Origin of the sequence: Legionella jordanis (genome assembly GCF_900637635.1) — a bacterium.
GTDB classification, from domain to species: domain Bacteria; phylum Pseudomonadota; class Gammaproteobacteria; order Legionellales; family Legionellaceae; genus Tatlockia; species Tatlockia jordanis.
Window position 1 is genome coordinate 2,458,596 of the sequence record NZ_LR134383.1, and the last position, 17,873, is coordinate 2,476,468.

The window sequence follows — 17,873 nt, forward strand, 5'->3', positions numbered from 1 at the left end:
TAACAACTTACTTTCCTAAATAAATTCTTGTGATTGATAAGCGAGAGTGTCCTAATTCAAGGCTAATCATTTGGCGTGCTTTTCTATCCATGGCTTTTTCTATTGGACTCATGTCTTTGAATTTTTTTCCGCCTTCAAATGGACATAGCATTCCTTGATTTTTTGGATCAAATAATTGAGTTAGCTCTCTATATCGTCTTTGGGCGTAGGCGTGTCTTAAGCCATGCAGTTTACTAACCCTCATGATTTTTGTTTGTTCTTCATAATGACTTAAGTGCTGCTTATAGGTCCTATTGGATGGTATGAGCGATTCCCCAGTTTTGACCTGACGAGAAACCTTGGTTAACCATTGACGTTGTGCCTCATTTGTTATGTTTAATGTTCTACCTATGCCTCCTTTTGTCCAACTTGGTTTAATCGTCAAGCTATCTCCATGGTGTGCTTCACTAAGCGTAAATTTCATGGATTCTTCACGCCTTAGGCCAAAAAGCATCTGACCTTCAAGGGATAATCTAATGTAAGGATCGGTGCACCTGGATAGATCAATATGATGAATTGCTTTGTTGATCGAGGATATATTAGAGCGTTTACCGATGCTATAAGCACTATTTTCGGGCTTAATAAGCTTGGGATTATCTAATAGACAAGCTGCTTTGCGTAGTTTGGCCATATAGTTTTTAATTGTTCCTGTATTTTTTCCTTCAGATTTCCAGTGCTCTACTAACACGTAGATATGTTTTGCTTTTAATCCTTTTATATGGCCAATTTTATAGCCAATCTCATGCAAATCTTTCACACATCGAAATAGCATGTGACGCATGTCTGATTGACTGGCATAGGAGTGGTTATATGATTTTTTAACCAATTCATTGATTGAGAATTTTGCTGAACGTAATTTTGTATTACTCATGCAGATAGCTCCAAAGCGTGCGTCTGGATTGCAGTCCCATTTCACGCATGATGGTTTGTTTAGACAAATAAGGAGATAAGATTTGACGCAGTTCTGGATACATACTTTTGGCATAAAAACAGCGGTAGCTCTTTGATGATGACAAACCTATTTTTTTCATTTCATGGCTGTATGCAGCGCGTACAGAATGATATCCAAAAGTTAAAATCAAACTTTCTTCTTTGCATAGTGTTTGAAGTGCTGTATTAGCTTGAACTTGTCTATCATTTCTAACAGGAATCCTCCTGTCATGGCTGTTTGTGGCAATATCTCTTGTAATCCATAGTGAATTTTCCTGAATATGAATAGCAGGATTTAGACGCATTGCCTCACTAAGCGTTAATCCAAAATAAATCTGAAATTCGAGCACTATTTTTGCAATAGGATTTGTTAGTATTTCCAAATAATTATTTGGAAATACAGTTGTCTTGGAGCGAAGTTGAACGCTTTTAATTCCCAAATGCTGGTTACTAATATTATCAATTGTATGGTCAATACTCTGAAAAAATCTACGAATGAGGGTCATGTATTTCATGATGGTTTTGGGTTTGATCTCCTCTTTTTGCCAATGAGCAACAAGTTGCACTATATGATCATGAGTAACTGCATGCCATTTGGGGGGAACATGGCCAATATGATATAAATCACGAACCATTTTGTGTAATACAAAATGACGGTGTTTTTTCGCGCTGAATGACCCCGTGTGATTGTGTTTACAATACTGATCTACTTGTTGTCTGAGCTGATTTTTTCTCATCTGTAACCCTCTAAAACTATTTGCCCTGGTATTTTGTTTAGTGTTGGTAGAGCGGTCTGCAAGATTGCAGTACCTGGCGTAGTGCCTCAAGGCTCAGTTCAGGGGCAAATCAGTTTTAAACTACAAACTTATATTGACCTGATTACATTGGTACAAATTTTTTGGGGTGGTGATCTCCTTAGGTTTAATGGTTTTTTAAATACAACAAAGTTTCTACGAGCCTTTGTTGCGCATAGGCAATACAGAGAAGGTATTGTGAGGTTCAATTCTTAAAGAATTGTATTGCTTTTTATTACAATAATTCTGCGAAGTGCAGATGGTGTTTTGTTCTCGACTTATCGTTCTACCACAAGATTAGAGAATGGGAGTGGCTATTGCATAAGACCTGTTATGGTTTCGCCGGAATCGCACCGGTCTCGTCAGTTATGCTTAATGTTACATTAGCAAAACGATTTGTGTTGGACAAGGGCTTTTAAATGATTATTTTGAGCAATCGCGTTGTGCGCGCTTGCTCAATGATAAGTAGTAGGTTGAATTTATTTAAAAATTTCGCAGCCCTTCGGCTGCGTCACTGCGGGAAATGCAGTGACGCAGCTTGCGGGAAAGTTAAGTATTATTTTGGCGTGATTTTATACTATCCATCCATGTCTTAAGATTTTGAATATCTTGTTTAATTTCTTGGGGTGAAGGCAATTCTATATTTCTCCCAAGAGCAGGATCATGAGCATCGGTTATATCGCAACATTTTTTGAATCCTCGTTCAAAAATCTCGCAATCATCTCGAGTTAATACTGACACTTTAACCAAATCTTTTGTGTTAATATAATCTCGATAGCGCAGAATAACTCGTGCAAAGCCTATTTCCTCCAGCCCTCTCTCCCAAGTTGCACGAAGTTTGTTATAAATGCTCGTAGCTTCTTGATGATAACAATCCTCATCATTATTTTGATAATACTGCTCTGCTTTATTTAAGAGCTTCTCAAGCTTATCTATGCGATCTTTGATGCTCTTTCCTTTCCACGGCAATTCACTAGAAACAACCCCAGCTCCAATTGGACCATTGGTAATTGTTTGTGTTTTTACTGGAATTTTATGAATATGAGTAAGCTCATAAAGATCATTGACGAATACTAAATCATGAGTAAAAACTATTACTTGTCGTTTACGAGACTCTTCAATTAAACGTTTGGCGATCTTATTACGCCATCGATGATCAAGTGAAGAAACAGGATCATCAAATATAAGTGCTGAATGGTGATTTGCTGTAGCTAATTCGGATAAAAATGCTGCAAATGCCACACAAGTTTGTTCACCTTCACTTAAAATCATATTAACTTTTGCTTTAGGATTAGCAAATAATTTCACTTGATATTGAGATGCTCCATGCTTACCTCCTGAACGAACAATTTCAACACGTACTTTATCGGCAGCCAGTTGTGTTAATTCCTCTTGAAAACGATCTCTTAACATTGGAGTTATAACAGTATCCGAGATTTGATTGCTTAATTTTGTAATATCAGCAGTCAATGTTTGGTTAATTAACTGGTTAATAAGGTTAATTGTTTTTAGGCGCTCTATGGTATCTGTTATTAATTGAATATTTGTGGCAACTCCGGCTCTATTTTGCAATTCATCGTATTCGAGTTGCAATTTTTGTTTCTGCTCTTGATTTAACGCATTAAGTAGCTCCTGAGCATATTGGCGAGTTTTTTCTTCGATTGTATTAAGTTGTTTTGTTGGGCTGGAAACAAGTGAGGGTAAAGAAATATTGTTTTGATTCCACTGTTTTAGATAGCAATGTTTACGTAACCTGGCAGAGGCAATGAATCGTTTAATATTTTTTGTGATAGCTTGATCATGCAAGCTAACTTCATCTAAAAATCCTTTTAATGAGATAACACTCAGATCTAAATTTAAAAGATCTTGTTGGGCTTTAGATAAATCAATATTTACTTGCTTGTTTTGAATGGATAAATCGTTTTGAATAAATTGCTCAAAATTTTTCATGCGTTGAATAGCTTCAGATGAAAGGGGCTCTTGGCAAAGTACACATAACATATCCTTATTTAAAGGAGGGAATTGTCCATCTGGATACGCTACATCAGTAGCGTATCTACGTGCCGCTTCCCAAAGTAAGCGCCATTGCTCCCCCCCAATTCCATCAAGAGAACCACTTGAAAAAGCATTACTTGCTGCCAAGTCGATACTTGCCTTTATTGTTTCTGCCTTTTGTTTCAAGTTAGTTATATGAGAAAGTGAAATTTCTGACAAAACTTTTTCAATATTATTTAATATGGAATTCAGTCGCTGTATATTATCTGCTTTTAGTTTTTGTTCAGCAGTTGCTTTACTTGGATTTTTTCCTAAATCTACTCTCAGTTGTTCAAGTCTATGTTTATTCTCTTGTGTTAATAAACAACTGCTTTTTAGCTCCTCAACATTAGTTGCATGAGTTATGTTATCTAATAAAATTCCAGTTGGTGTTTTTTTATTCCAGAATGGATTTTTAAATAAAAAATCATTTTGTTCCTCTAACAACTTTTTATCATTAGCAAGATTTTGGTTAATCAGTTTGCATATTCTTACAAACTCGTCTGGTATGTCCAATCCATGAGGGCGAAATGCTATTTCATTTTCTTTGCTAATTTGTATATCTGCACACTGTCTATCAAAAACACTAATCGCAGATAAAGTTTGATGTGGGATATCACTATCTTCCCATGCTAGATTAGCTTGTTCTTTACCGCCTATATTGAAATGAAAAGAAGCTTTAGGCTTCTCATTTTTATCTTTTATCACATATATATTATCTAATATTTCACTTGTATGTCTTGCTCTGCAAGCTCTTTTTAATATTCTAACGTATCCTGATTTTCCAGCTCCATTATCACCATATATTATTGTTATACCTTTAGGTTCAAAAGTAAGCGTTTGATTGCTTGCTAATCTATTAACATTTTGAATCTCAGTGATCGCTTTTAAAGTAATGGAGTTTTCTTCGGTTGGAGTTGATGGAATATGTTCCTCGTTAATTGGAATGCTTTTTTTAGTAGATGATATTAATCCAGCTTCAGCTTTGCATAGCTCAATTAGATCATTAACATCTTCCTCATGAAGTTCTCCTTTATAAAGGATTCTGCGTAAAGCATCTCTTTGCCATAGTGGTCTACTTTTAGACCACTCCACTATTTTTTTTAGAACAAATTGACTCATTAATTTCCGATAATTTAATAACCCATTATAAATTATCGCATTTTCAATTCATGCAATCTATATAATGAACCTATAGGCTTTAATTTTTAATCAATTAAAGAGTACAATTTTACTTAGCGTTTGATTTGCAGATTTTTGGTATTTCTGAGTATTAATAAAATAAGCTTCATCTGTGTCAAAGCACCCTATGAGTCGAAGTAATTTCAAATTAGCAATAAGGTTGTCATAAACTTCAAAAAACTCAGCTAATTTCAGAATTAGAGAATTATACACAATGAGTTTCGGATGAAACTGCACTACAAAATTAATTTGTTTGTCTTTAAACTCTTTCTTCTTAGAAAGCAGTACTTCAAAACGTTTAATTTCAGAGACAAATTCCTGAATTCGCGCATTGAGCTGTTGTTCCATTTCGTACAGTACTTTAATGGCTATTGGATCTTGTCTGCGGCATCGCCCAATGACAATGTTAATCTTATGCAAAATAGCATCAATAAACAGCCTATCTCCACTAATTTTTCTTTCAAATAATTTATACACTTCGCGGGTACGAAGGTTTAAAGTAATTTCTGCTTTCATCTTAATCTCCAAGGTTATCATCCAATTGGTTAATTGCACGAATAGCGCTTTTGATATCCTTGGGGGCTAATCCATCGTTCACAGGTAAGGGTATTCTTACTTTGTACAGCTCTCCGCCATTCACTAAAACAAAGGCCTGCCCTTTGGGCAATGAGATAATGTCATTGACATCAATCATAGGTACTGCGGTGGTTTGTACTCGATCTTCATTAGTGGTATTAAAATAAACACCATCCTCACCATGGGGTGTGTCGTTAACCATGGACACTTGAGTGTGCTCGACCACGCCAATTTTCGGTAAGACTTTAACTAATAAATTGGCTGTTTCTTCATTTTTAACACGTAACATGATGAGGGTGTTTAGATTTCCTTCAGTCACTTCTGCTTTGGCTTTTGAACCTAGTGCTACCTCCATATCTTGTTTGGTCTGAGCATAAGCGGTCACTTGAAAGCCAGCGCCACCTGCTTTATTTAAAATTTTGACAAACGAGTCTTGGATGATTTCAGAAAGCTCATCACAATGTAAATTGAGACGGTAATTCGCATTACTTTCCTTATATATTTTTCCAGCAGTGGATACTAAATCTGACAAAAAGGCTTTACCTACTGCTTGGGCGATATTGGGGTTTGTTAGGCTATCCAGCCCGATATAGATGACTTGTTTGTTTTTTATTGCACTCATCAACTCGATTTCACAATTGCTTTTATGAAATGAAAAGATCCTTGATGCATTACTTTTATTAATTTCTGATAATACAGGACCAACACTGGCTGTGATTTTATCGTAATAATTTTTATCCATGATGGCCGCATCAAACAGATCAATGAATACTTGATCATGAAGGCTTTCAACATTACCTGAAGTGATGGCTTTACTGATATGCTCTTGTAAATACTTCACTACCGCTTTTGAGCGGCTCATAGGCGGCGGAGTATTGCCGTATTTATCTACACGGCAATCATTATTAGCGATGATTTCTTCTATTTTTTCATGATAATTTGGATCATGTGTGGGGAGTATGGCATCAGAGTAGGTCATTAGTAGTTGATCCAATCGATTGATGTAAAACCCTATAGAAGTGTAAGAAATAAGTTGTTTCATTTCTTCAAGGCAGATCGCTACAATGTTCACGTACTTCCAGGCAAAGGCTGCAAACTGTTTTCCTTCGCCCTCAGCTTGAATCGCATCGGTAACACGTGTAGCAACCTCACTGACTTGATCATAGTTTTTGAGCGGATTGTAGTGAGCAGACAATTCAGGAAAACCTAAATGCACCACTCTAAAATCATGTAATCTGCCACTAGCCTTGCAGGCTGAGTACATATCACGAACTAAATCTAAATCTCCTTTGGGGTCAATGACAATCACTGCATCGCCATTTCTAATATCCTGATTTATTAGGATACTTGCTAGACGTGTTTTGCCAACTCGAGTTGTCCCGACTACAAAAGTATGACCAACTCGCACTTCCTGCGGGATATAGACTGAATTATCTTTTTCACCTAGCCCATGTAGGTATGAGCTGCCACCTACAGGTGGTTCAGGTTTAAATGGATTGAGTCTTGATGGGGTATTAAACAGTTGGGTCAATAATGAACTTTCGTGGTTTTTGCAATAATCACGTACTTTGCGATAGCAGGTATTTCGTTGCATAAATAATTCATTTCTAATTTGTTTAATTTGATGTAATCGCTGCGTATGATGAGGCAACCAACGAAACCCTTTCCCAAGAAACAACCATTTCTTGGATAATGGCACTTCCGTGGTGGACAAAGCATAATAAGGCATAGCAATAAGTCTGCGGTGATAACACTTGATGCGGAAGGCCTGGTATCCTCTAACTAGACCCAATGTCATAAGGCTAAGTGCTGCATAGACTCCCATGTTTTGTGTGAGTAGAAACAGGTGTGGTTGAGTGACAGTAAGCCATGCCAGTGAAACACAGGTTAGGAAGGTATAGAATTCAGTGGGTTCACGCAAAAGGTTTTCAACGGGATATTGGCTCATGATTTATCTCCACCAAATCAGTAATTCAAAAAAGATTAGTGCTGCAAGCAGGTAGTATTTTGCTTGCAAAGCCAATTTAATTTGAGCTTCATCAAGTTCATCTTGGCGTCGGTTTACCATGCCTGTAATCAGTTTTGGCCAAGCCCAATACAGAGCTATATAAAACAGCATATGGCAGAGTAAAAAGCCTACTTGATGGATTTTGAAAAAGTCATTCATGCTGCTAATTTCAGTACTAAATCGCATCAATTGAGGTGCTAAGAACAAAAGTAATACCACTGGCAGAATGAATTTGCTTATGCCTATAATGGATTTATAAAACCAATTATTTAACATGGAAAAACTCCTTATGATTAGGAAGAACACCCCAGTACAGTCGGTGATTTGGACGGGATTGAAAATATTTGGCAAGATAAGTCTTCTTGTTTTGCAAGCGATCGTTGTCTTTGCTTCCGATGAAAAAGATAAACCACACTATGTTACAGGGAAGGCAACCGAACTTTATGAAGATGGTGCAATCAGTGGTTCTGAATACGCCAGACATATTCATGGAGACTAGCTTCATTTTACTTTCCCCATGCTGGCTATTTTTGCCCCTTGCTTGATGGTATCCACACCTGAGTTAGCAACTTTGTTACTGTGTTGTGCTGCGTCATTAACCAATGCACCAAGGGCTGCCCCTGCTTCTCCACCAAAATGACTGGATAGTTTTAAGAGTAACATGGGTGCAATAAAGTAGAATAAAACCGCCATATTGCGCATGGCTGCAATGGCATCGTTTTGTCCTAAAGGATCAAGCACGCTGCGCTCGACAAAACCTACCAGATGCCACAGGTATTGCAGGAAAATCGCCATTATAAACAGACCGCAAATACTGCCTAACGCCTTAGGGTTATAACCACTTAAAGCCAAAATCACAGGAGTCAAGATAATCAGGAAGAAATACAAAAAGGCCTGCATGACAGGTAGTGTTTGCATAATTGCTTCACGCTTTAACGGCGTTGATGTCCATGATTTTGTTAATTGCCCAATATTTACTAACCCATGAGAAATGGCACCACCAAAAGCCCCATTGGTATTTCCCATTAGATTTTTCATACTGTTAGCCTGCATGTCGCGACTGTCATTAAGCAACATCTTGGCAATGTAGTCTTCTGAGCTTAACTGCGAACCCCAAGCTTTAGGATGGTTATTTTTGAACGTGCGTACCCTGTCTAAAACCGCATAGTAATTCAGGTGGCTGTCAAAGACACTGGCGTTATTGGCTACTTGCACCAAATCTGTTTTGAGCTTTTTCCACCATTGATTGCAGGTGGGATAACCTTGCTCTGGCAGATGTTTGGCATCAATATCACCACGTTCTGCTGCTTTTTCGAGATTTTTGTTGGGGGCTTCGTTAAAGGTAAAGCCTGGTACAGGTTGTCTTGCGTAAATTTTATCATAGTATAGTGTTTGATAGACTTTGGAACCCACCCATTTTAAATCCTCCTCACCACCGTATTTTTTTAAAATGTCATTGACCTTGGTTTTGTCGTGCGGTTCATTGTGATATTGACTTCTGGCCTCAAGGAAGCATTGTCTGTGAAAATTCAATGCTTGTTCACGTACATCGGCAGGTAAATAGGTGGAAATTAAATCGCCTTCAATCGCTTGTAAGCTGTCGGTGCAACCCGTCACTTTCATCAAGCCGTAGGTAATCCCTGACATGTAATTTTGCAAGAGTGCAAAACCAATAGGCATTTTGACATTGGGGGTCAGTACGTCTGCAAATGCTTCATCATAAGTAGTACCTGTATCTTTTAAAGTAGAAGTTTTTGCATCTGTTCCTTTTTTTATACCGCACATGGGCTTAAAACTCATGGCTTTTTCTTCCAATGGGACACAGGGGTAGATAAAGATGCCGCAAATCAAAAAAGTAATTGCCAATTCATAAAGAAAATGATTCAAGGCATACTCTGCCGCGTGATGTGTGGCACCAGAAGGTGCCAGCACATTTTTTAAGAATCGATACCCTACCATAAGAAAACCAAGGTATAACAACCCGGTTTGCCACAGGGCATTAAAAATCACCTCATATTGCTGCCAGCCTAAATAGGTGGTGTACAAGGATAAAGGGCTAAATACGACCATCTTATGCTCCTTTGGAATCAGGTTTCGCATAGACTGCGCCATTTTTAACTTGCGATTGTTCATGGTCATCACCAGGCAAGCCCTTGGCTATATCGCTACCTCGCATATCCATCAAAAGACCTAAGGTTTCAGTCATCATTTTTTTACGAACTTCGCTTTCAAAAGCTAAAGAATGAATGTCATCATCGAGTTTCTTTAAGGCAAATTTCACCATATCAAGCGCGGGTTTTAAGTTTTGTACTTCTTGTATTTGTAAACCAGCTTGTAAAATACGGCGCATCATCAAGGCTTTATCGAGCATGTTTTGTACAGCAATTTCCTCAGCCAATTTGGAAACAGTCAAGATTTGTTCTTCACGCGGCATACGTTGTATGGTGATGATGATTTCATCTGTAATCATTAAGTTGGATGCACTAACCATTTTGAGTTTTTCTTCAGTCAACGGCCATTTTTTGTCTACTAGATTCCACAGTGCTTTAGATACATTGGAAGTACAGGTGTTGGAGCTGTCGCAACTTTGTAATAACGCGGATAATCCAATGCCAGCTTTGGCATCGTGTTTGGTTTTATCTGCATCTGTAGCGGTGCTTACATGAATATCACCTAATACTTTTACTGCCCATTGACTGGCATCAGCGGGCGTTGGCCAAGTGTGCGTCATGGGTGTTTTGGTATCTGGCTTCTTCTCATTATTAAGCGGTTTGCGATTTAGTAAAATATTGTAACCCGCAATAACTACATCGTTAATGACTTTGATAGGCCGTTGGTATGTTCCACCAGCATTTCCGCTTTCCCGACCTATCCAGGGAAGTCCATATTCGTCTCGTTTTTTAGCAATACTTTTAGCCGTTGAAGTCACATCCACATTTTCAGTTTTCGCTCGTTTTGCTGCCTCAAGCCAGCCCTGACTATCAGACACAGAAAGCATACTTTCCATAGGTGATTGACCCTCTTCCAGAGTCTTTTTCACATCCTGGCAATCTTTTACTTTGATGCTAAATTCATTCTGCGCGTAGCTGGCCGTATTTTGCAGTACGTTATAAAGCGCAGGCATGGATTGTTGTAGTTTATACAGTGGAAAGCCTGCAACAGATCCTTTGAGGTTATCAATAATACCGCCAGGAATATTCATCGCAGAAGACTTCATATCCTGAAAGGTATTGGTAATAGAGACTACAGGATTAAATCCATTACAGGTAAAGCCAAGCCGCCCATCGACATTACCACCAATAGTGATGGTTTGGTCATTATTAACAGGGGGTACATATAGATTGGATGAGCCACCCAACTTGTAATAATAATCCGATTCATTAGGCATAAAAGAACTGGCAAAGAGCATTTTTGGTAGCATTAATGTAATTAAAGACATAGACAGTTTGTGCATGATTAACTCCTATCGTTTTTGAGGATGCCCCACTTTGGGGAATGAAAGTGCGCGAAGCAATTTCCCTTCATGGGTAATACAGCCTCGATATTTTCGCCAAACTACAAAGACATAATTCCCATTACCTGCTTTGTCATCTTCTACACCCATATCGCTGGTATCATTAAAGTTGAGGTTGCGGTTTTTGGGGTATACTTCCTGCCAGATGATGTTTTTGTTGTGGCCATCGAATATGACATTGGCTACTACGCAATTAGCACCACAAGAATTACTGGTGCTCTGGGTCACATGAAGACTGTTTTTATTGGTCACGATGTCTGCTGCATGAAGGGCTGCAACAACGGATGCTCTAAAGCGTGAGGGCTGCGTGACTCGCATAATCCTTGGGATTTCATGTCCCCACGACTGTGTTGCGGATCCTATGTCATGGTTGAATAACAGATGAGGATGAGTTGCCATATAAGCAATTTCAGCAAGCTCTGTGCGGTCTGATACGGCATCAGCCTCACTGATGTAGTAAGGAGAACCAAAACGTGTTTCAGGTTTATGTGACAAATAAGGGAAACGATAAAGACCCGCGGGGCTGCCAATTATATCAACAACCCGTGTGCGTTCTTCATTGATGTGCATGGCTGAGGTTTGTCCTGCATCATCGCCAAAACCTAGCGCTGAACCAGTCGCTAGTAGATAGGTTTTTTGATACAAGGCTTGGCTTGCCGGATTTTCATAAAGTGCACGTGCTTCAATCCATGGATTGGTTTCAGGGCGATTGGCCACTGTGACAATTAAGTCAGGTAAAAACTGCTCGATTGCAGGAACAGCTACCAGCTTAGGCGGAAGTTTTCCTACTGCCCAAGTACAGGAACCAATTACCTTGTAGTGACTGTTGGTAAAGATCCTGCCCAATACCTTGGTGGCAATTCCAAAACTGCTAATAGGACTAGGTGGCTCTATGCTTTCTCTTGCATGGATGGATGTGCTAATCATCATAGAAATAAGCATCATGATTTTTGCTTTGTTTTTTATTTTCGAGAAGGTCAGCAAGCAATTCGGCGGCTTTAAGGACATCATGTTGTTTCTCCAGGGTATGGCGCTGTGCTTTTTCTGATTTTTCAGTCATTAAAAGAGCAAGCAAGTAGCGAGGTGGAATGACACGAAATAATCCTTGATAACGTGAGCCTAATAAAACCGCTTCTGCATATAAGCCTTTTTGCGAATCAATATCTCTAATTAAGGCTTCCTGTTGCGGAGTTAATGATTTAAAGCGTTTGACATCGCTAATTTCCTTTTCATCAAGACCTAATAAAATCCAGGTTTCAATGAGCGATAAAATCTTGGTGGCTTTTTCCGAATTCATGTCTGTGACGTTTTGGGTAATAGCAACCAGCCAAAGACCTAACTTTCTGGCTACTTTGGCAACCAGTAAACACACGGCCACCACCGAAGGAATTTGAAATTGCAAATGAGATTCATCAATAAAAAGAAAGGTTGGTCTGTTGTCGTTTTGAGTGGCTTCTGCCATAGCCAATATTCTTGGTAATAAGGACACCATCACTAAAGTGAGCTTTCCGGTATCATCTTTAATCGCGGAGATATCAACATGAAAGATATCAAAATCTCCTAAAGGTTCAGTTGGCACATTAAAAAAGCGTGATTTGGCGCTGTTAATGACATAACTGTTTAATCGGTCGTGCATATCTAAAATGCGGTCTTTCTTGCGAGCCACCGTTTCTTTATCCAATCGCCGTTTAAAAGCACTCACGACATGTTCAGTCAGCATTTGCGGTATGTCATGGTTAAAAGACGTTAAGATGGCATCACTTAATACTTCAATTAACAATGTTTCATCTGCTAAGGTAAATTGCTCTTCTTCCAACGCATTGGCTTCAGTAATCATGGTACGCAATGCCAAAGCCAGTTCTGCCAGATACGATCGAGATCCATCATCACAGGATAAATCTTCCGAACTGGCAGGCTGTTCGAGATTTGCTTTGAGTGCCATGATTTTTTGCGCAATTAGAGCTGCCTGCTCTACATTTAAATTGTCTGTTATTTCAGGAATGGCTTTATAGGCCTCACAAAAAGGATTTAATGGAACAGCTTCATTTTTCTTATTGCTAAGTAATAACTGCTTTGTTTTTTTGCCATGCGCTTTGGCATGAAGGAGCATACGATCAAAAGAATTACCCATTTCAAAAAGAATGATGCGGGCATTTTTAGTGGCCATCAACGAATTAATCATCCAGCCAGTAGCCACTGATTTGCCGCCACCGGAATTGGCGAACAAGGCCATGTGGGAGTTTTGGCTGATAAAATCATGATGCAACACATCAAAGAGTACTGGTTCTCCCAAACGGTTAAAAAAAGTGAAACAGGGAAGGTGTCTTGCTCCCTGGTTGCGTCCATACACGGGCAGTAAAGAGGCTAATTCGGACGCATACATCAATCGGTCAAAGCGCAAATATTGGCGAGCGTATTGCGGGATGAAATTAAAAGGTAAGGCATTGAGATAACTGTTGATGGGATGAATGTCGAAACCAGAAGAAAGCAAAGGCATTTTGGCTTCAATAAATAATTCTTTTAGTTCCTTTTCAATACGTACTGCTTGTTCTTCGGTGTTGGCACGATAAAAAATGGATTGATTAACCCAAAACAGGCGGTTTCCTATAGACAATTCATCTCGCGCAGTTTTGATGTCTTCTCTGACCTGTGAGGGTTTAAGACTTGTCCCTACGATGCCTTTTTCAAGACGCATCAGATGCGTATCTAAGGCCTCATCATTTTCAAAAATCACCTGAATGGTGTAGGTGGCTCCTTCTGGCAACTTATCTAAAAGTGCGTACCGATGTTTTGGATTGGCTTGTGGTTTTTCACGTGATAAAAGACCTATTTCAGGCGCTTCTTTCAGACCATCAATATAAAGAATACGATGAACCATCTTATCAAATATAAATCCATGCTCATCACTTTGCGGTTCATGAAACAAGACATTCTGGCTTAAGGTATAGCCTGCTGGTATTTTGTCTTTAGGATAAGGGAAGCGAGCTAATAGTTCTTCGGGGTTGGCTGCAAACCAACGCACCAACCACTGATAATAATCTTTACCGGTTAGTTGTTTTAGTTGAAGACCAGGTGATAGTAATTTGCTTTCAATCTGAGCCATGACTTCCTGATGCTCGGCAAGTGCCAGCTCTCTAGTGGTTAGCGTTTTTTGATAGAGGCGATAAAACAAAACCCTGATTCGTCTTCGTCTGCCGCGATATGGTGCATCGGTTTTTGGATCAACAAACAACCCTTCGGGTCTTGTCATCTTGCAAAACAGATCATCCAACCTTGCCAAATAGTCACGAGTAAAGGATGTTTCAGCAATTTCCGGTGCAATGCTTTGTTGAATATGGGTGAGAACAGGTTTTAAACTGTATTCGTCATTGACATACATTTGCATTACCCAGGGATCTTCTTTGTGCAAAGGTACGACCGTGGCAAAAGTCTCGCGAATTTTGCTAAATACAGCGTGTAAATGTTCAGTAGATGTAGCCTCTGCTGGAATGGAGGCTAATTCAAAACCTGAGCCAATGCTGACTCCATCATTGAGTAAAAAGAGATTGAGTTCATCATTGAAATCCACCATAGACAATTGATTGGCAAAGGAAGGGTTGTGATTCTCAAATCTTTTTTTTATGTTTTGTTGCGTTAATGCTGGTTTATTGGGTTGTCCTAACAGCCAGTCACTTACTTGGCTGAATAATTTCATTATTTACCTCTTAATAGTGCTCGGAAGCTAGTGCAAATTGATTTTGCTTGTAGAGAAAAAAGGCTGTGGTATAGCCTGGTTTTAACAATTGCTCATCACCAATGACAGCCACATGAGGAAACACATAAATCGGAACTTGTGGGTTATCCAAAGCCTTGAACAAATGTTGAATCTCGTTGGAAGCATCTCGTGTATACCCTGAATAATTTACGATCTTCGCCTGTCTTTTAGGTACAGACCAGCCAGGCATGGCTTCGCCAAGGCTTTGCTGATAAAGTTGGCTAACAGTCAATCCTCCTTCGGGAATAGCCGTGGAGCCAACTGTCTTTGAGGCGCAAGCACTAAGCCCCAAGACGCTACCTAAGACTAAAATCGTGTGCAGTTTGTTGTAAATGGCCATAATCTAATACTCTCCCATTGGTTTCTTTATCAAGGTTGATGGTTTGTGTGACGTGAAATGAAAGTCGTGTCGGTCTGTATCCTTGAGATGCTGGAACAAAAACCATATCGAAGCTGCCTTGAATACGTTTTTCCAGCCAATCAGCAGCTTTGACTGTTCCTTGGGAAAGCGCACCACCCAAAGCATAATTGCCCATAGAGCCGGTAGGTGTGCCTGTCGCACCATTGGCATTGGCGGTATAGGTCATTTGCCACTGGGAAAGTGCATTACCAAACCCTTTAATCCCATCGGAAGCCACGAGTGCCGCAAGTACTCTTGGAGCATTAGTAAAATACTGGCCTTTAATGCAGGGATTACCAAAAGCGGTGGTGAGATAACCTAAACTTTCGTTATTGACCATTTCAGCTGTTCCGGTCATTTGCTCTTTACCCACAGTCACAAAATGACCGTCATCAAAAACAAACAAAGCAGAGGTTACATAGGCTCGAACACAGCTGATGTTATCCAAAAAAGAACCAACACCGATTGCATAACCATTAACTTTCATACCTGAAATATTGGGAGGCAAAGGGATACCATTAGCAGCCATTAAATCACCACGATTAACAATGGCTGAAAACGGAAACAAAGGTTGCATGAGTTTGCCCTCAACCGGCACCTCACCAATCAGTGCCGATAACAAGGTTGTCCTGCCTAAATCAGAGCCCGCTGGAATAGTGTAATAGGGAATATTTTTTTTATCTTCACTGTTTGAAGCTGCTGTTTTAACTTTTTGAGTTAATGTCTGCTGTTTTTTCTTTAAATTTTCCCAATAGGCTTGTTCATTAGGATTGTTTTCACGTTTCATGAATAAGGCATCGATGTCTTTAATATTTTGTTCTTTGGCAAGAACAGGCCCTCCATTGACTGTGTAGGATTGAGGACTTGGTTGGTTATCCCGATTGTTTTTAACATGAGCCAATTCAGCTTTCAGTACCTCTATTTCTTTAAGTACCTCAGGGTTATATGAAACCTGAACATCTTCATTTTTGCGTTTGAGTTGCTTGTTTTCTGATTCAAGGCCAGCAAGTTTCTTTTCGGTTTCCTGTAGTCTTGCAGCAACATCACGGATGTTGTCATTAAACTGGCTGGCAATGGCTTCATTCAGATTATTGGGATCGAGGCGAGTGACTTCGGGTTTACGGTCATGATGTTTGCCATTCATCATAATGAGTGCAACAACCGCGATCACCGTGCCAGTCAATACTTTAAGTCCAGTATTCTTTTTCATCGTACATACTCCCGACTTGCTGAAAGTGCTATACCAAAGGGTCTGTCTGATACCAGAACTACCGTGGTAGACTCTTTCTTACCACGAGGTGATAGAGTGTTGGTGGGGTAAAAGGTAGCGGTTTGCCAGTTACCCATCATTTGGCGAGGATCAACAACTACTTCCTTGTTCAACAGGTTTTTCAACTCTACCGCAGTCACATAAAAAGCTCCTCCATGCCATGAAATCAATGGTCTTGCTTCAATACTGGCACCGTAAAAAAGGCTTACTTGTTTTCGGGTTTGCATAGGCACACGCCCCACACCATCAGGGATCACCAACAGTCTTTGTGGGGCATACAAGGATTGGATGGCAAAGCGCGTCAGTGTTACTGCATTTAAATCCAGAGGATTAGCCCCTTCTTGAGGGGAGCTGGTACTTTCTTTGGATTCCAAAAGCACTTCTATTGGTTTTACATCATGAGTTTTATCATTAACGCTTAAGTTTAAGATAATGACCTCACCTTGAGGCATGAGCTGCACCAAGAGCCTTTTGTTTTTAAAAACGTCCTTGCCTTTCAGATATAAAGCGTCCTGAATTTTCAAAAGCGCGGTTTGGGAAGCTGCTTCATTATCTACAATACTAATGGCTTGAGGAAAATGGATGAGCCTCTCCTCATTCAAGGATAGTTCAACAGGGATGGGTGTTTTATCCCACAAGACATGCTCTGCATCCAGCGCAAGCGCGTATTGACTGCTAATTAAGGCAATTAGGGTGAGTAACCATTTAGTTGTTGTCATGTTGCGTACCTCTTGTATTGGTTGCCAATAAATCGGTGATTAGTGTTTCTGGTTGGGTGTAACCATCCAATGCCAGTTGAAAAGGATTTTGTAAGCGAGAGAGATTGACCTTGACCACACGTACATGGTAGTCCACAATCTTGTCTGCAATGACCATGGGGCTATCGTCTTTTAAGCGTTGGGTAATGCGTAAAACCAGATGAACTTCCCAAGTGTTATGAGCGATTACTTTGACATCATCACTTTCCATAAACCGATAAAGACTTGCTACTTGTATTCGATTAAAAAGCTGGACATCCTTATAAGCTATCAAGGTTTTATCCATTAATGCCTGATGTCGTGGAGTGAAGTAGTAATGAAAGCCTGAAAGATTAGTAGCAAATTCTTTTTTACCACCTTGTGACCAGGTGTTTAAGGTGGGTAGCAGTGTGGCAACAAAACCCTGAACGTACTCTTTGGGTATGGCGTTTTCCTTGATTAATCCACCATTACTACTCATAGAAGGTGTTAGCCAAAATTCAAAACGATTGGGTATTTTAGCCAGCGTAATGATCAGGCCAAATACAATCAAAATGAGTACGAATACAAAGGCTAATAACAACCGATTGATATGATTTAAACTGTCCACTTTTTTCCAGTAATGAAACATAGAA

General features: G+C 39.5%; 15 protein-coding genes. 1 reads left to right on the forward strand and 14 read right to left on the reverse strand.

The window, feature by feature from the left end:
- Positions 1–7: 7 nt before the first annotated feature.
- The 6 genes from EL203_RS11000 to EL203_RS11025 form a co-directional block, all read right to left on the reverse strand.
- Complete coding sequence (locus EL203_RS11000; RefSeq protein WP_058471939.1) at positions 8–910, reverse strand: phage integrase N-terminal domain-containing protein; 903 nt, start codon at positions 908–910, stop codon at positions 8–10.
- The gene (locus EL203_RS11005) at positions 903–1,706 is read right to left on the reverse strand and encodes a phage integrase N-terminal domain-containing protein (protein ID WP_058471938.1); all 804 of its coding nucleotides are present in this window, start codon (positions 1,704–1,706) and stop codon (positions 903–905) included. Before EL203_RS11005 ends, EL203_RS11000 begins: the two co-directional genes overlap by 8 nt.
- 606 nt (positions 1,707–2,312) lie before the next feature.
- Positions 2,313–4,919: an AAA family ATPase gene (locus EL203_RS11010; protein WP_058471937.1), complete on the reverse strand. Its 2,607-nt coding sequence runs from the start codon at positions 4,917–4,919 to the stop codon at positions 2,313–2,315.
- A 90-nt stretch (positions 4,920–5,009) separates the two neighbouring features.
- Positions 5,010–5,495: a hypothetical protein gene (locus EL203_RS11015; protein WP_058471936.1), complete on the reverse strand. Its 486-nt coding sequence runs from the start codon at positions 5,493–5,495 to the stop codon at positions 5,010–5,012.
- 1 nt (position 5,496) lies between these two features.
- Positions 5,497–7,503, reverse strand: a complete 2,007-nt coding sequence (traD, locus tag EL203_RS11020) for a type IV conjugative transfer system coupling protein TraD (protein ID WP_058471935.1) — start codon at positions 7,501–7,503, stop codon at positions 5,497–5,499.
- Between the two features lie 3 nt (positions 7,504–7,506).
- Entirely contained in the window at positions 7,507–7,839 is a 333-nt protein-coding gene (locus EL203_RS11025) for a hypothetical protein (RefSeq protein WP_058471934.1), read from the reverse strand.
- 13 nt (positions 7,840–7,852) lie between these two features.
- On the opposite strand from EL203_RS11025, the gene EL203_RS11030 reads away from it, so the two are divergent.
- Positions 7,853–8,062: a hypothetical protein gene (locus EL203_RS11030; RefSeq protein ID WP_058472267.1), complete on the forward strand. Its 210-nt coding sequence runs from the start codon at positions 7,853–7,855 to the stop codon at positions 8,060–8,062.
- Between the two features lie 2 nt (positions 8,063–8,064).
- Here the strand turns inward: EL203_RS11030 and EL203_RS11035 are convergent, their stop codons facing one another.
- From EL203_RS11035 to EL203_RS11070, 8 genes are read right to left on the reverse strand one after another with little or no spacing between them, the layout of a single operon-like run.
- Complete coding sequence (locus EL203_RS11035) at positions 8,065–9,633, reverse strand: conjugal transfer protein TraG N-terminal domain-containing protein (RefSeq protein ID WP_058471933.1); 1,569 nt, start codon at positions 9,631–9,633, stop codon at positions 8,065–8,067.
- A gap of 1 nt (position 9,634) precedes the next feature.
- Positions 9,635–11,017: an integrating conjugative element protein gene (locus EL203_RS11040; protein WP_058471932.1), complete on the reverse strand. Its 1,383-nt coding sequence runs from the start codon at positions 11,015–11,017 to the stop codon at positions 9,635–9,637.
- A 9-nt stretch (positions 11,018–11,026) separates the two neighbouring features.
- The gene (locus EL203_RS11045; RefSeq protein WP_058471931.1) at positions 11,027–12,022 is read right to left on the reverse strand and encodes a TIGR03756 family integrating conjugative element protein; all 996 of its coding nucleotides are present in this window, start codon (positions 12,020–12,022) and stop codon (positions 11,027–11,029) included.
- The gene (locus EL203_RS11050; protein WP_064108379.1) at positions 11,997–14,771 is read right to left on the reverse strand and encodes a conjugative transfer ATPase; all 2,775 of its coding nucleotides are present in this window, start codon (positions 14,769–14,771) and stop codon (positions 11,997–11,999) included. The genes EL203_RS11045 and EL203_RS11050 overlap by 26 nt, the downstream gene beginning before the upstream one ends.
- A 10-nt stretch (positions 14,772–14,781) precedes the next feature.
- Positions 14,782–15,171: a TIGR03751 family conjugal transfer lipoprotein gene (locus tag EL203_RS11055; RefSeq protein WP_058471191.1), complete on the reverse strand. Its 390-nt coding sequence runs from the start codon at positions 15,169–15,171 to the stop codon at positions 14,782–14,784.
- Complete coding sequence (locus EL203_RS11060) at positions 15,128–16,441, reverse strand: TIGR03752 family integrating conjugative element protein (protein ID WP_058471192.1); 1,314 nt, start codon at positions 16,439–16,441, stop codon at positions 15,128–15,130. Before EL203_RS11060 ends, EL203_RS11055 begins: the two co-directional genes overlap by 44 nt.
- Positions 16,438–17,220, reverse strand: a complete 783-nt coding sequence (locus tag EL203_RS11065) for a TIGR03749 family integrating conjugative element protein (RefSeq protein ID WP_058471193.1) — start codon at positions 17,218–17,220, stop codon at positions 16,438–16,440. The genes EL203_RS11060 and EL203_RS11065 overlap by 4 nt, the downstream gene beginning before the upstream one ends.
- Positions 17,207–17,869: a DUF2895 family protein gene (locus tag EL203_RS11070; protein ID WP_058471194.1), complete on the reverse strand. Its 663-nt coding sequence runs from the start codon at positions 17,867–17,869 to the stop codon at positions 17,207–17,209. The genes EL203_RS11065 and EL203_RS11070 overlap by 14 nt, the downstream gene beginning before the upstream one ends.
- Positions 17,870–17,873 lie beyond the last annotated feature (4 nt).

Excerpts from the sequence above, each read along its gene's own strand:
- EL203_RS11000 (WP_058471939.1), bottom strand. The coding sequence starts at position 910 with ATGAGTAATACAAAATTACGTTCAGCAAAATTCTCAATCAATGAATTG.
- EL203_RS11005 (WP_058471938.1), bottom strand. The coding sequence starts at position 1,706 with ATGAGAAAAAATCAGCTCAGACAACAAGTAGATCAGTATTGTAAACAC.
- EL203_RS11010 (WP_058471937.1), bottom strand. The coding sequence starts at position 4,919 with ATGAGTCAATTTGTTCTAAAAAAAATAGTGGAGTGGTCTAAAAGTAGA.
- EL203_RS11015 (WP_058471936.1), bottom strand. The coding sequence starts at position 5,495 with ATGAAAGCAGAAATTACTTTAAACCTTCGTACCCGCGAAGTGTATAAA.
- traD (WP_058471935.1), bottom strand. The coding sequence starts at position 7,503 with ATGAGCCAATATCCCGTTGAAAACCTTTTGCGTGAACCCACTGAATTC.
- EL203_RS11025 (WP_058471934.1), bottom strand. The coding sequence starts at position 7,839 with ATGTTAAATAATTGGTTTTATAAATCCATTATAGGCATAAGCAAATTC.
- EL203_RS11030 (WP_058472267.1), top strand. The coding sequence starts at position 7,853 with ATGATTAGGAAGAACACCCCAGTACAGTCGGTGATTTGGACGGGATTG.
- EL203_RS11035 (WP_058471933.1), bottom strand. The coding sequence starts at position 9,633 with ATGGTCGTATTTAGCCCTTTATCCTTGTACACCACCTATTTAGGCTGG.
- EL203_RS11040 (WP_058471932.1), bottom strand. The coding sequence starts at position 11,017 with ATGCACAAACTGTCTATGTCTTTAATTACATTAATGCTACCAAAAATG.
- EL203_RS11045 (WP_058471931.1), bottom strand. The coding sequence starts at position 12,022 with ATGATGCTTATTTCTATGATGATTAGCACATCCATCCATGCAAGAGAA.
- EL203_RS11050 (WP_064108379.1), bottom strand. The coding sequence starts at position 14,771 with ATGAAATTATTCAGCCAAGTAAGTGACTGGCTGTTAGGACAACCCAAT.
- EL203_RS11055 (WP_058471191.1), bottom strand. The coding sequence starts at position 15,171 with ATGGCCATTTACAACAAACTGCACACGATTTTAGTCTTAGGTAGCGTC.
- EL203_RS11060 (WP_058471192.1), bottom strand. The coding sequence starts at position 16,441 with ATGAAAAAGAATACTGGACTTAAAGTATTGACTGGCACGGTGATCGCG.
- EL203_RS11065 (WP_058471193.1), bottom strand. The coding sequence starts at position 17,220 with ATGACAACAACTAAATGGTTACTCACCCTAATTGCCTTAATTAGCAGT.
- EL203_RS11070 (WP_058471194.1), bottom strand. The coding sequence starts at position 17,869 with ATGTTTCATTACTGGAAAAAAGTGGACAGTTTAAATCATATCAATCGG.